The following is a 14592-nucleotide window of genomic DNA, read 5'->3' as shown; positions in this document are numbered from 1 at the left end:
AATGTCAATTACACAAGGCCATGTGCGTATTCAAAATCTATCGCTACATTTAGGGCAAGCTAAAAATCGTTTTCAGGCATTAGATCGGGTTAATTTCGAAATACAACCGGGTGAGTTTATATGTCTACTTGGCCCATCGGGCTGCGGTAAATCAACATTATTAGGTGCTTTGGCAGGGCATTTACCGATTAGTTCTGGGTCTTTAACGGTCGATAATGAATCTATCCTTGAACCGCATCCAGACAGAGGTTTGGTGTTCCAGCAACATACCTTATTTCCATGGAAAAGCGTGCTTGAAAATATTGCTTTTGGTTTAAAAATGAAAGGCCTCGCTAAACAAAAGCGTATTGAACAAGCAAAGAAAATGATTGATCTGGTCGGGCTTAAAGGTTTTGAACATAAATTTCCAGCAGAACTCTCTGGTGGCATGCAGCAACGGGTTGAAATTGCGAGAGTACTGATTAATCAACCGCGTATTTTATTAATGGATGAGCCTTTTGGTGCGTTAGATGCTCAAACTCGTTTAAAAATGCAAATGCTATTACTTGAAATTTGGCAAGAAATCCAAACGTCGGTTTTATTTATTACCCACGATATTGATGAGGCACTTTTTTTAGCTGACCGAGTCTTGATTATGAGCCATCGACCAGGGCGAATTATTGAAGAAATTCCGCTTAAGTTTGAACGTCCAAGAGACGTTGAGCTTGTAACGAGTAGTGAATTTACCGCCATTAAAAAACATTGCATCCAGACTTTAAAAGAAGCCACTCAGCAAGAAGAGTTAAGCCGTTTAAATCCATTAGGGCTTGGAAAGAAATCACAAATTAAGGAATACGAATGAGTTTTTATTATCAAGCTTTAGATGACCAAGATGAATATAATCAGGAATTTCTCGCACAGCTCAATCACTCAGATGAAAAGATTCGCTTTGTTGCTTTAATGAATATTGGCGATGAAGAAAATCCGGATTTACTCCCTTGGTTGCATGCAGCATTGCAACACGATTCTTCAGCTTTAGTTCGTGAAGAGGCGGCAAAAAAGTTAGAAAGTTGGGAAGATCCAACCAGTTTGCAAGTATTGGCTCAAGCCTTATTTGATACTGATGTGAATGTTAGACAAGCTGCCAGTCAAAGCTTAAGTGAAGTAAAAAATGCGGCATCAGCCCAGATCCTTGCACCTTATTTAAAGCATACGGATACTTTTGCTCTTAGTGCAATTTTACGTGCTTTAAAACCTTTACGACCACAGCAATTATTCACAGAGATATCTGCTTTGGTACATCATGAAGATGCTGTTGTGCGCCGTGAGGCAGTCAGTGCATTAAGTTGGTTACAACAAGACCAAGCGATTACGATATTGGCAAAAACTGCTGAAAATGATTTGGATGATGAGGTTCGCCGCATTGCAACAGGTGGCTTGGCTTATAGTCAGAGCATATCAGCTGAGGTGATCCAAGCACTTCAACACTCTTTAACCTCGGAAAGTTGGCAATTAAGAGTCGAAGCTGCACTTACGATTGGAAAATTGCATATCGTTCAGCTTGAAACTCCCTTAATTCATGCTTTATCTGACTTATATTGGCAAGTACGTATTGCCGCAGTTCGAAGCTTAGGTCTACTCAAGTCGTGTCTGGCAGTTAGTCATCTGTTTGATAACTTTAATCATGAAATTAGCAATTTACGTAAAGAGGTCGCTTTAGCACTAGGTGAAATTGGTACATCAGAAGCTCAGAATCTATTAGAACAACATCAAAATGACTCAGATCCAGAAGTACGAAAAGCGATTCGTATTGGATTAAATCAAATTGGTGAGGTGAAATATGCAAACCAGACCTGATATTCGTGTGGATACGATAACCAAACAGGTTCACTTTATATGGACCGATGGTTTAAGCGTATCTCTGGGTTATCAAAATTTAAGGGAAATTTGCCCATGTGGCTTTTGCCGAGCGAAGCGAATCAAGCAAATTAAAATAGAACACCAAAATGTTGAAGTGACAGCTATATTCGATCAAGGATATGGGGCCCAAATTTGTTTTAGTGATGGGCATGATAAAGGGATTTTTCCGTGGGCTTTTTTAAAAGAATTTGCTAAGTGCTAATAGATGCCTTCTGCTTGGGACAGAAGGCATCTCATTTAATTAATGATCATGTTCTAAATAATCTGGTTTTTTCGGAAGCGCAAGGCTACACAAGAAACAGATAATCAGCATGATAATCACATAAATAAAGAAGGTATTTTCAATTCCAGCAGCTTTGAATTGCAAGGCAACTGAAGGCGCAGAACCACCAAAAATAGCATTACCTACCGCATATGAAAATCCTACCCCGAGTGCGCGTACGTGAGGTGGAAACATCTCAGCTTTTACTAAGCCACTAATAGATGTATAGAAACTCAAAATCATCATCATAAAAATGAGTAGCAAGGTAATGATGATTGGTGAATCTATATAATTAGGCATTCCAATTGCCATCACTGGATAGATAAAAATCGCAGATAATAAGCTAAATGCCAGCATTGAAGAACGTCGCCCAATACGGTCGGAAATTAAACCAAATACAGGTTGAGCACACATATAGACAAATAGCGCGAAGGTCATAATATAACCAACGGTTTTTCCATCCATCCCTAAATTAGTTAAATAGGTTTTTGAATAAACAGTTTCAACATAAAACGTTAATGAACCCGCAGAGGTATAACCAACCACCAATAAAAAGGTTTTCCAATGTTTTTTAAAGAGTTCTCTTAAGCTACCAGACTCTTCACGTTCACTATCTTGATGAGAAAGCGTTTCTTCTAAACGACTCCGTGCGAGTAAAGATACAATGGCAGCAATACCACCAATAACAAATGGGATACGCCAACCGCCATTGAGCAATTGGTCCTCACTCAAAAATGTTAATAAGATTACACCAAGTAGGCTGGCAAGTAACTGGCCACCAGAGAGTGTGACGTATTGAAAAGAAGAGTAAAAACCACGTTGACCCTTTAAGCCTAATTCACTCATGTAGGTTGCTACTGCACCATATTCACCACCCACCGATAGACCTTGAAGTAAGCGTACTACCAGTAAAAGGAAAGGGGCAAATAAGCCAACTTGATCATAAGTCGGTAAAGCTGCAAATAGAAAAGAGCTCAAAGCCATTAGGCAAATAGAGACAATCATTGATTTTTTTCGACCGTGTCGGTCTGCAATGCGCCCAAATATCCAGCTACCAATAGGACGCATAAAAAAGCTTGCTGCAAATACACCCCAAACGTAGATCGATTTGGTCGTGCTATCCATGTCTGGTGCAGTCAGAGCTTGAGTAAAGTAAGTAGCAAATACCGCATAGATATAAAAGTCGAACCATTCAACCAAATTACCTGAAGCTGCGCCTACAATGCCTCGTATTCTGCCGCTCTTTTCTTCCTTAGTATATGTCATAGATATTCCGTCAGTTAGCAGAAAAAAATAGAAATTTTCAGATGTACTGAACAGGAAATAGAATGAATCTTTAGATATCACTCAATCCTGAGTACTTTCTTAGAATTCCTCTCCATTCATTTTTTATAATTTTAAATTTCCATTCTAGTGATTCTATGATCTTTTGTTCGATTTAAAGAAATTTTTACTGATAATCGAACATTTACTTAATTTAGTGAGTTGATCAATGCACCATAAACTTTATTTAAAATCAAACATCTAATTTATTAACCATATTCGTTATTGTATTCCTCCTTGGTCTAGACCTATTTCTGAGCTTAGTTTTATTTTGACTATTTGGTAATACTTAAAAAGTTATAGTCCTAATTTCAAAGAAAATAAACGAAAATCATATAATGATGACGCTTTATTACACAAAATTTACTTGATCTAAAAATTATATAATTTGTTGTTTCTCGATATTTGTCACTGTATTCTTGCGTGGCTAAAAATAGGCTCAGCAGTTACTTCTAGCGCTTCAAATTATGCACGGTATGGCAGGTAGTTATTCAATGGAAAGACGTTCGTTAAATCTTCACTTCATGACATGCTCTAAAACAGTATTGGCTTCATCTATTGCACTCATAACATCTGTCGTTTATGCAAATGAAGCGGAGGTTTCGCAGCTCCCAACGATTACCGTGAATGCTACCCAAAACTCTAACGATTTGTATTCCTCAAAAAAAGTTGATTTATCTGGTTTTCAAACAGGCGATGTAAAGAAAGTTCCTGCATCTATTACCACCATTACCTCTGAGCGCATAGCAGATCAACATGCAAAAACGCTAACTGATGTTATTAAAAATGATCCATCGTTGGGAGATGGTTACGCTGCTATTGGCTACTATCCAAACTTTGTAGCACGTGGTTTTGCCCTCGATTTAGGCTCTAGTTATCTCATTAATGGTCATACTATACGCGGCGAGCAAAATGTAGCTTTAGAAAATAAAGAGCAAGTTGAAATCTTAAAGGGTATTTCTGCGATTCAAAGTGGCATGTCGACGCCAGGCGGTGTTGTAAATTATGTGACTAAAAGACCTGCCAATGTTAAAGATATTACTGTAGATGCAAATTCAGAAGGCGGTTATACACTGGCAACGGATGTAGGCGGTTTTTTTAATGATAATTTTGGCTATCGAATAAATTTAGCGCATGAAAGTATTCACCCAAATGTCGATCATGCAAATGGTAAACGAGAGTTTGGTTCAGTTGCTTTAGACTGGAAAATTAATGATCGCTCTAAATTACTGTTTGATGTTGAAGCGCAGCATCAAAGTCAACGCTCAGTACCGGGTTATCAACTTCTTGATGGGCAAGAAGTACCAACAAATGTAGATCAAGACCGTTTATTGGGTTATCAGTCTTGGAGTAAACCTGTTGTAAATAACAGTATAAATGCGAGTTTAAAATATCAGTATGCATTTAACGATCAATGGAATGGTAACTTAAGTGCATCGCAAAGCCGTGTTTTGATTGATGATAATAGTGCTTTTCCATGGGGATGCTATAACGATATTTGTGAAGTTACTGGTTTAGGCAATACTTTTGATAAACACGGTAATTATGACATTTACGATTTCCGTAGCCCAGATGACACACGCATTACCAACCAGTTTTCTGCTGGTTTAAATGGACAGTTCAATACTGGCAACATTCAGCATCAAGTTGCTTTCGAATTACAACGTACTTATAAAACCTTAAAGCACCATACACCACTGAATGTAGCGGTAGGAACAGGCAATATCTATCAAGATACGATTGACTACAGCCCATCATCAGACAGTCCAGGCGACCGTTACAAAGCCCTAGAAAGTGATCAGACTGCTTTCACCATATCTGACCGAGTTCAATTTAACGATCAATGGTCAACTTTATTGGGCGGAAAACTTATTCACCTTGATGAGCAAGCCTATAAGGCAGATGGTCAGCAAAGCCGAGATACAGATTTAAATAAGTTCTTACCGCAATTAGCTCTCATGTATAGCCCAACTGCTAGGACTAATCTTTATGCTTCATATGCCAAAGGATTATCGGATGGTGGTGAAGCTCCATGGTTTGCAGACGCAAATGCTTATCAAGTCCTATCACCTAGAAATTCTGAACAATATGAACTTGGTGTTAAGCAACAAATTCGCAACTTCTTGGTAACAGCAGCTATTTTTGATTTAAAGCAAGATAATCAATATACGACTACAAATTCTGAAGGAAAATTAGAATTTGTTGAACAAGGTGAACAACACAATCAAGGGATTGAGTTAGGTTTAACAGGTGCCTTAACCGAAACACTCGATGTAAGCTCAGGTATTACTTATACGAAATCTCGTCTTGTTGATATTGAGAGTGACAGCTACAAAGGTCATCAAACTCAAAATGTTCCGAAAGTACGAGCTACTGCGCAGTTATCTTATAAAGTACCTTCAGTTGAAGGGTTAAGATTACTCAGTGGTATGCAATACAGTAGCAGTAAATATGCAAACAAAGAGGGAACTGCAAAAGTAGGTGGCTATAGCGTCTTTAATATTGGTGCTGCCTATAAAACAAATTTTGCTGGGCATGACACAACTTTTAGATTCAATATTGATAACTTATTTAATAAGAAATATTGGCGCGATGTAGGAGCATTTATGGGGGATGACTATTTATTCTTAGGTAATCCACGTACAGCCCAGTTCTCTACAACTTTCAGTTTTTAAAATATAGAACAAATAAAAAAGGAGCTTATAAAAGCTCCTTTTTTATTTTCAGGAATTAAGCCGACATTTTTGGTTTAACCATATTATTAATCGACAAGATATCATCAAGCACTTGTGCTGATAATAAGCCTTCGTTCTGAACGAGTGCTAATACACTTTGTCCAGTTTCGTTTGCAGTTTTAGCAATACGAGTTGTAGTTTCATAACCCAAATATGGGTTAAGTGCAGTCACAATACCAATTGAGTTTTCAACTAAAGCTTTACAGTGTTCAGGGTTCGCCGTAATCGTATCAATACATTTACTTTGGAACATTGCCATCGCGTTACCAAGCAAATCCATAGATTCAAATAGTTTGAATGCAATAAGTGGTTCCATTGCATTTAACTGTAATTGACCAGCTTCAGCAGCTAAAGTTATAGCCAAATCGTTTGCAATAATCTGGAAGCAAGCAAGGTTCATTGCTTCAGGAATAACTGGGTTTACTTTACCTGGCATGATCGAACTACCTGGTTGACGTGCTTCTAAGTTAATTTCATTGATACCAGTACGTGGACCACTTGAAAGTAAACGCAAGTCATTGGCAATTTTTGAAAGTTTAGTTGCGGTACGCTTTAATAAACCAGATAAAAGAACAAAGTCACCCATATCTGAAGTTGCTTCGATTAGATCAGGAGCAGACTTAATTTTCTTACCAGAAATTTTTCCAAGCGCTTGAATCGCAAGTTCACGGTAACTATATTCAGTGGTAATTCCCGTACCAATCGCTGTACCACCAAGGTTCATATAAGCTAAAACATTTGGAATAAGCGTATTAATTTGCTCAAGGTCTTTTTGTAAAGTTACTGCAAAAGCACCAAACTCTTGACCTAAAGTCATTGGCACAGCATCTTGTAACTGAGTACGACCCATTTTTAAGATGTGAGCAAATTCTTGAGATTTGTTGCGGAAACTTAAGATCAAGTTATTAAAAGGAAGATTTAATTCATCTAAGTTTAATAACAAACCTAAGCGAATCGCAGTAGGGTACACGTCATTTGTTGACTGTGACATGTTAATGTCGTTATTTGGATGTAGATATTGATATTGGCCTTTTGCATGTCCCATATATTCTAAAGCCACATTCGCCAATACTTCATTTGCATTCATATTGGTTGAAGTACCAGCACCGCCTTGCATCATATCAATTGGGAACTGGTCGTGAAAATTACCGCGAATAAGTTGATTACAGCTGTATTCAATCGCTTCAAATTTAGTTTGATCTAAGCTTTTAAGATTATAGTTAGCTTCAGCACAAGCAAGTTTTACCATTGCTAATGCTTTAATTAAATGAGGGAAATTTCCAACTTTGCTTTGTGTTAAGTTAAAGTTTTCTAGAGCACGTAATGTTTGAACTCCGTAATAATCATTATTATTGATTTCTCTATAACCAATAAGATCCTTCTCAATACGGGTGGTAATTTCAGCGTTCATCATTAAACTTCGAATTAGTAGAGTAGATAATTCATATTAGATTTCGAAATGCTTCACTTCTAATGCATTTATCAAGTTAATTATGCATTTTTTGCATATCAAATTTTTTCTTTTCTAGACTTAAAAATAAAAAAACTTTTTTCTTCTCTAATTGAATCAAAATTTTATTTTGTAAATTAATGGTTTACTGTTTAGTTAAATTTAATATATAAAATTGTAAAATGAATTAAATGATCATCTAATTTAAAAAATAACCGCATGCAAAATTTTAGACTTATTAATTTAAGTGAAATATCAACTAAATTAATGAGGTTAATTAAACCGGAAGTGTAGCTTATCTAACAAATTTATATAAAAATGTGATGCATTTCACATAAAAGGCACTATAATACGAAAAAATCTTAGTTTTTAAGTTTATGTTAAAAGTCACAGCTGCATTAATTATTTTGGGTAGTTTTACATACTATGTACTTTTTCATGGTGAAGAGAAGAGCGAGTCTAAAACCTCTCGTCTGCTGAAAGAAGCAGAGCAATCGATTGCTTCTGCTGAAACCTCTGTAAACAAGGCAAATAGTATCGTAGCCATATCTTATAAATAGCCACGATTACTTAGCTTAACTGTTTTATATTATCCATCAAAATATTGTTTTATCTAAGTTTTATTGAATTTTAGGTAAAAGACTGTATGTATAGAGACAAAATTCATGAGAATGAAGTTTATCGCCTATGATCCCAATTCTGGGGAAAAAGTAAGCTTAAAAGAGCATATCCATCACATGGATAAATACACCACTTATATCTTTTTTAGCGATGAAAAAGATAATATGGTATTTAATCCACAGAAAAAGCAAGTTTTTGAAATTACTCAATATACAGCGAATATGATGGTTGAAATTTCAAGAAAGCTATATTATCTGATTGGTGAATATTAGAAATTTAGTTCGGTTCAATCTTGAATAGATACTTTAGTAGAATAGTCAGGTTTATTTAGTTGAACTATACTGCAAATATATCTTCTGGTTTGAATGAGTTCATTAGGTCAGAAAGCTTAAATCCTGAAATGGTCAAATTAGCAACATTTTAGTTTTACAGTCCGTATTCTTCCCCAAGGTGCGGACTTTTTTTTATAAAAATTAAAACGTGATGAAATAATAAGATTATTTTTATTTTTTATTAAGGCTTAAGTGGTCATTTACTTGAGTTATATTGATCTTACTTTTTGATTTAAAATATTTTTTAGAATAAGAATTTTATATTTGTATGAGTTGTGGAGTTAAATCAAAGTCTTTTATTCTCTTACACACTTTTCTATGTCAGAATTATTAAATACTTACTTTTATCGTTTGGCTTTGCCATTCTTCCATCGCATTTTTGCAGGTACTCCCATGTTTTATATTTTTCATTCATCTATTCAGCTATTTATTCAGCTTCCCAAGCAGACAAATTAAGAACATAACTATAAAAAGGGAATGCATAAAATGAACTTAGAAGTACGTTGGGTCGAAGACCTTTTGACATTAGAGCGAGAGCGTTCTATTTCAAAAGCAGCAGAAAAACGATTTATTAGCCAATCTGCTTTTACGCGTAGAATTCAGCAAATAGAAGAGATGATTGGAGCTGAGGTTATTATTAGAAATAATAAAAATAATATTGAATTTACAGACATCGGGCGAATTATGCTGGTGATGTCTAAAAATATTGAGAAGCAGGTGGAAGAGACCGCCAAGCTGATTAAAAATATTAAAAATGAAACCGAATCTACGATTCGTTTTTGTGTGGTTCACTCATTAGCTTCTGGTTTTTTAACGACTTTTTTGAAAAAATTCCCAACGTTTATGCGTGATTTAAAAATCGAAATTGTCGCGACCAATAGTGGTGAGGGCTTATCCCTTTTAAAAGAAGGTGCCTGCGATTTTATGATTTGTTATGCAGATCGATCTAATATTAATCGTGTTGGTGATGATATTTTAAGTGGGATCAAGATTGCTGAAACAGAGATTGTTCCTGTGTCAGCTACCGAAGCAGACCATACGCCTAAGCATACAATTCAGAATAATTTTTCATTGCTTGCTTATAGTAAACATGCTTATTTGCGAAAATTGGTAGATCAACTGATCGAAGGTAAGCTGATTTATAAAACCTTATATGAGACTGACAATGCAACCAATTTGAAAGAGCTCGTATTACAAGGTCTTGGTGTAGCATGGATTCCAAAAATCAATGTTGAGGAAGATATTGCTAACGGAAAACTGGTCATGTTAGATCATCATGAATATTGTCTTCCCCAAGATATTTATATTTTTAAAAATAATTTAAGTGATAACAAAGCAGTTCAGCAGATCTGGAAAGGTTTTCAAATTCAGCATGATTAAATTTTAAAAATTTATAACGATATGAGCTGTATTCACTAGATTTATATACAAAGTAACCCAATAAAGAGGCTATGCTTTTGTCTTTATGATGAAAGGCTTTATAAAGCATTGCCCATGGTCTAGGTTCTTTGTTAATTTAGGCGATACATCAATAATTTAAAAACAGGTTTAGCATTCTTATCTAAGCTATACCTGTTTTCAGTCCTTTTTGAATGGATTATTTGATCCAGACGGAGACAATTTTGTTTGATCTAGATAGTAGATTACTAAATATTTTTTATCATATTTATCGGTTTAAAAGCGTTTCAATGGCTGCCGATGCTATTGGGCTTACACAACCAAGTGTTAGTAATGGACTGAACAAAATCCGTCAGCATTTTAATGATCCACTTTTTATTCGTGTTGGGAATGAAATGATTCCAACCGAATTGGCTAAAGAAATATTTCCGCTCATTAGCGAAGTAATTGATAAAGTTGAAAGTATTAATAACTTTAGTGTGAACTTTGACCCGCTTACCTCAGATCAACTTTTTACAATTGCCATGACAGATGTGTCTCATTTGGTCTTATTACCGCAACTAACCAACTATTTAAAAGAGAAGGCGCCTTTAATTCGTTTGAATATTCGGCCGATTACACCAGAAACTAGCTATCAAATGGCAAATGGTGAAATTGACCTTGCAATTGGCTTTTTACCTCAATTAGAAGAAGGCTTTTATCAGCAGAAGTTTTTCAAACAACATTACGTTGTGATTAGCTCTAAGAGCCATCCTCGTTTAAACCCAAATAATTTTACTTTAGATGATTATATGCGTGAATATCATATCGATATTGATGCAGGTATTGGCCACTACCATATTAAAAATGAATTACAGAACAAAGGATTAGATAGAAATATTCTAATTCGCTTGCCAAGTTATTTAGGGGTAGGATTAGTCGTTCAGGAAACAGATGCGATTGCAACAGTGCCGTATTATTTAAGCCAAGTTTTATTGGTTAGAGAAAATTTACAGATTTTACCAGCACCTCTAGACTTTCCAACTTATGATGTTAAACAACATTGGCATATGTCTTGCCATCATAAAAGTAGCCATAAATGGTTCCGACAAACCTGCTATGAACTTTTTAAAGTTTAAAAAAAGAAGATGTAAGAAAAACGCTTACACCTTCTGTGTGGTTTGATTTTTAGATTTCAATTGCCACAGCTGTAGCTTCACCACCACCAATACATAACGCAGCAACACCTTTCTTTTTACCTAGGCGTTTTAAAGCATAGATAAGAGAAAGAATAATTCTTGAGCCAGTTGCACCAATAGGATGGCCTAAAGCACAAGCACCACCATGTACGTTGACTTTTGCTTCATCGATACCTAAATCGTGAATTGGTGCCATTGCTACCATTGCAAAAGCTTCATTAATTTCCCAAGCATCTACCTCGTCCACAGACCAACCAGCACGCTCAAGCACTTTTTGAATCGCACTAATCGGAGCAATGGTAAATTCGCTTGGATGCTGTGAGTGAGTGGATGTTCCAACAATTTTTGCTAAAGTATTTAAACCATGGCTTTGAGCATATTCTTCAGTAGTGAGAACTAAGGCAGCAGCACCATCAGAAATTGAACTTGAGTTTGCAGCTGTAATCGTACCATCTTTACTAAAAGCTGGGCGCAATGTTGGAATCTTCTCAAGATTCGCTTTTAATGGTTGCTCATCTTGATCAATAACTTCAACGCCTTTACGGGTTTTGACTTCAACCGGAACAATCTCTTCTTTGAAGTAACCTTGGGTAATGGCAGTTTGTGCTTTTTTCAAAGAAGAAATCGCAAAATTATCCATTTGCTCACGTGTAAAACCTTTAGTATTTGCCATGTCTTGAGCAAAAGAACCCATTAAGCGGCCTGTTTCAGCATCTTCAAGACCATCTAAAAACATATGGTCTTTAATTTCACCGTGACCCATACGGTAACCACCGCGAGCTTTCGGCAAAATATAAGGCGCATTGGTCATAGATTCCATGCCACCAGCAATAATAATATTAGCACTGCCAGCTTTTAAAGTGTCTGATGCCATTAATACGGCTTTCATGGCAGAGCCACACAGTTTATTAATGGTGACTGCACCCACATGATCAGGCACACCAGCTTTACGCATCGCCTGACGAGCAGGACCTTGACCTATGCCTGCACTTAACACGCAACCAAAAATAACTTCATCTACTTGGTCAGGTGCAACACCTGCACGTTGAATAGATTCACGAATTACAGCCGCGCCAAGTTCTGGTGCAGTTAATGTTGATAGACTGCCTTGAAAACCGCCCATTGCAGTACGGCTACCTGAAACTATAACAATTGAACTCATCTTAATATCTCTTATTGGTGTATTTGCTAAATTTGCCTCTAGCTGAAACTAAAGGCGCCAGTAAATTAAAAAGTAGGTGGGGTATAGCTCAGCGTTCTTCCAAAGAACCACAATAAAAATAAAACTAAGGGAAAATGCACAACGAGCTGAGTGACTGTAAAACCAATCACATCTTTTGCTTTTAATTTTAAAATGCCTAGCATTGGCAGCATAAAGAATGGATTGATTAAATTTGGTAAAGCTTCAGCTGCATTATAAATTTGTACAGACCAGCCTAAATGAACTTTTAAATCATTTGCTGCTTGCATAACATATGGTGCTTCGATAATCCATTTTCCACCGCCCGAAGGCACAAAGAATCCAAGGATGGCAGAGTAAATTCCCATCACAATTGCGAAGGTTTCTTTTGAAGCAATTGAAACGAAAAATTCGGCAACATAGTGCGACAGCGATAAATCCTGACTGTTTAAAGCTTGCGTCATAATAAAAGCGATGCTTCCGTAAAGTGGAAACTGAATTAAGATTCCTGATACGGCTGGAACTGCCTTTGAAACTGCATTTAAGAAGTTTCGTGGTGTTCCATGTAATGCTAAACCAAGCATTAAAAAGACAAAGTTATATGTGTTTAAACTTGAAATGGCAATGATTGGATTACTTTTTGAAAATTCAAAAAACATCCAGATTACACCTAAAGCCACCACAATAATTGTTAAAATTGGCGAGTTTTCTAACCAGTCACCCGGACGGGTAGATTTCTCTTCATGTTGTTTTTCTTCTTCAAACTGAATGTCAAAACTATCAATCGTTTTAACATTATTGCCTTTTGGTGCTGACAAATATGCGATCGTAATTGAAACAATCACCAAAATAATCGTCATCGCAATTGATTGCCAAAGAAAGATCGTTTCGGTAAATGGAATAATGCCTGTCAGATTATAAATTGACTCTGGCAAACTACTTTTATTTGCTTGAAGCTGTGCTGCCGAAGAACTGATTCCAAGTGCCCAAGTCGCACCCATACCAATAATTGCAGCTGCTGCGGCAGCGCGGTAATCCATGTTCAGCTCTTTACGTTTCGCTAATGCAATCACTAAAAGCGCTGTAAGAATTGTACTTACTGCCCAATTGACCAGCGAAATTAATAAGCTGACGGTTGCAACCAAAACAATAGCACCGCGTCCAGAATTTGGAATACGGGCCATTTTTTGAATCAGAAATTTTACAGGTTTAGATACCGAAACGACATAACCCACAATAATGAGCATAGTCATTTGCAGGGTAAAGGGAATAAGACTCCAGAAACCATTACCAAAAGAAGTTGCTACATCGTGAATTGGAGCACCAATACCTAAAGCGGCAATCGACACAATAATGACGCCAAGTAATGCAAAAATATATGAATCAGGAAACCATTTTTCAGACCAGTCACTAATCCGAAGAGCAAATCTTTCAAAAATTCCTTGCTGTTTTTCCATAGCTGAAAAATCCTTCTCGTTCTTATTTATAGACAGCACATCCGGTGCTTAAAAGGGTTAAGACTTAAGCTCACTTTCTAACTTAAGTCTTATATTTCTTACTAAAAATTTAATTTTATGCGACTAAGGTTTTGTAAAACTCAACCCCTGTAACAGCTTGAATCTGTTCAAGCGTGACATCTTTAGCAAGTTCAATCAGCTCTACGCCTTGTGGAGTAATGTCCATTACACCTAGGTCAGTAATTACGCGATGAACCACACCTTTACCTGTTAAAGGTAAACTACAGTTTTTCACAATTTTTGGCGTACCATCTTTTGCACAGTGTTCCATAAGCACTACAACTTTTTGGACACCAACAACCAAGTCCATTGCACCGCCCATACCTTTAACTTTCTTACCTGGAATCATCCAGTTAGCCAAGTCACCATGTTCAGAAACTTCCATTGCTCCTAAAATTGCAATGTTGACGTGGCCACCACGGATCATGGCAAAAGATTCTGAGCTTGAGAAAAAAGCAGCGCCAGGGCGAGCAGTGACTGTTTGTTTACCAGCATTAATTAAATCAGCATCAACAGTTTCTTCAGTCGGAAACTCACCAATACCTAATAGGCCATTTTCAGATTGAAGCCAAACATTAATATTTTCAGGAATATAGTTAGCAACTAGAGTGGGTAAGCCAATACCTAAATTGACATAAAAACCATCTTCAAGTTCTTTTGCAGCACGTTGTGCCATTTCATTGCGTGACCAAGCCAT

13 protein-coding genes are annotated in these 14592 nt (G+C 36.5%); 8 read left to right on the top strand and 5 right to left on the bottom strand.

Annotated elements, in window-relative coordinates:
* Nucleotide 1: 1 nt before the first annotated feature.
* The 3 genes from F935_RS06525 to F935_RS06515 are packed head-to-tail and all read left to right on the top strand — an operon-like array spanning nucleotide 2 to nucleotide 2101.
* The gene (locus tag F935_RS06525) at nucleotides 2-841 is read left to right on the top strand and encodes an ABC transporter ATP-binding protein (protein WP_016138187.1); all 840 of its coding nucleotides are present in this window, start codon (nucleotides 2-4) and stop codon (nucleotides 839-841) included.
* Nucleotides 838-1836 carry a HEAT repeat domain-containing protein gene (locus F935_RS06520; RefSeq protein WP_016138186.1) on the top strand — a complete coding sequence of 333 codons (999 nt, stop codon included), beginning with the start codon at nucleotides 838-840 and terminating at the stop codon, nucleotides 1834-1836. Before F935_RS06525 ends, F935_RS06520 begins: the two co-directional genes overlap by 4 nt.
* The gene (locus F935_RS06515) at nucleotides 1820-2101 is read left to right on the top strand and encodes a DUF971 domain-containing protein (RefSeq protein ID WP_016138185.1); all 282 of its coding nucleotides are present in this window, start codon (nucleotides 1820-1822) and stop codon (nucleotides 2099-2101) included. The genes F935_RS06520 and F935_RS06515 overlap by 17 nt, the downstream gene beginning before the upstream one ends.
* Nucleotides 2102-2140: 39 nt before the next feature.
* On the opposite strand, the gene F935_RS06510 is transcribed toward F935_RS06515, so the two are convergent.
* Complete coding sequence (locus F935_RS06510; RefSeq protein WP_016138184.1) at nucleotides 2141-3427, bottom strand: MFS transporter; 1287 nt, start codon at nucleotides 3425-3427, stop codon at nucleotides 2141-2143.
* 524 nt (nucleotides 3428-3951) lie between these two features.
* Between F935_RS06510 and F935_RS06505 the strand changes: the two genes are divergently transcribed.
* Nucleotides 3952-6159, top strand: coding sequence for a TonB-dependent siderophore receptor (locus F935_RS06505; RefSeq protein WP_035366102.1), 2208 nt, complete (start codon nucleotides 3952-3954; stop codon nucleotides 6157-6159).
* Between the two features lie 55 nt (nucleotides 6160-6214).
* Here the strand turns inward: F935_RS06505 and F935_RS06500 are convergent, their stop codons facing one another.
* Complete coding sequence (locus F935_RS06500) at nucleotides 6215-7633, bottom strand: aspartate ammonia-lyase (RefSeq protein WP_080645550.1); 1419 nt, start codon at nucleotides 7631-7633, stop codon at nucleotides 6215-6217.
* A gap of 413 nt (nucleotides 7634-8046) precedes the next feature.
* On the opposite strand from F935_RS06500, the gene F935_RS06495 reads away from it, so the two are divergent.
* From F935_RS06495 to F935_RS06480, 4 genes are all read left to right on the top strand, one after another.
* On the top strand, nucleotides 8047-8229 hold the full coding sequence (locus F935_RS06495) for a hypothetical protein (RefSeq protein WP_016138181.1): 183 nt from the start codon (nucleotides 8047-8049) through the stop codon (nucleotides 8227-8229).
* 111 nt (nucleotides 8230-8340) lie between these two features.
* The gene (locus tag F935_RS06490; protein WP_080645707.1) at nucleotides 8341-8562 is read left to right on the top strand and encodes a hypothetical protein; all 222 of its coding nucleotides are present in this window, start codon (nucleotides 8341-8343) and stop codon (nucleotides 8560-8562) included.
* Nucleotides 8563-9108: 546 nt separating this feature from the next.
* Nucleotides 9109-10002, top strand: coding sequence for a LysR substrate-binding domain-containing protein (locus F935_RS06485; RefSeq protein ID WP_016138180.1), 894 nt, complete (start codon nucleotides 9109-9111; stop codon nucleotides 10000-10002).
* Between the two features lie 242 nt (nucleotides 10003-10244).
* Nucleotides 10245-11138, top strand: a complete 894-nt coding sequence (locus tag F935_RS06480; RefSeq protein WP_035366480.1) for a LysR family transcriptional regulator — start codon at nucleotides 10245-10247, stop codon at nucleotides 11136-11138.
* A 49-nt stretch (nucleotides 11139-11187) separates the two neighbouring features.
* On the opposite strand, the gene F935_RS06475 is transcribed toward F935_RS06480, so the two are convergent.
* The 3 genes from F935_RS06475 to F935_RS06465 all read right to left on the bottom strand — a co-directional run bounded on the left by F935_RS06475 (nucleotide 11188) and on the right by F935_RS06465 (nucleotide 14592).
* A complete protein-coding gene (locus F935_RS06475) occupies nucleotides 11188-12360 on the bottom strand; it encodes a thiolase family protein (RefSeq protein ID WP_016138178.1) in 1173 nt (390 codons plus the stop codon).
* A gap of 65 nt (nucleotides 12361-12425) precedes the next feature.
* Entirely contained in the window at nucleotides 12426-13835 is a 1410-nt protein-coding gene (locus F935_RS06470; protein ID WP_016138177.1) for a short-chain fatty acid transporter, read from the bottom strand.
* 115 nt (nucleotides 13836-13950) lie between these two features.
* Complete coding sequence (locus F935_RS06465; RefSeq protein WP_016138176.1) at nucleotides 13951-14592, bottom strand: 3-oxoacid CoA-transferase subunit B; 642 nt, start codon at nucleotides 14590-14592, stop codon at nucleotides 13951-13953.

It is taken from the genome of Acinetobacter calcoaceticus ANC 3811 (assembly GCF_000399665.1).
GTDB lineage: Bacteria > Pseudomonadota > Gammaproteobacteria > Pseudomonadales > Moraxellaceae > Acinetobacter > Acinetobacter calcoaceticus_B.
The sequence above is the reverse complement of the archived record's forward strand: the minus strand, read 5'-3'. Positions and strand labels throughout refer to the sequence as shown.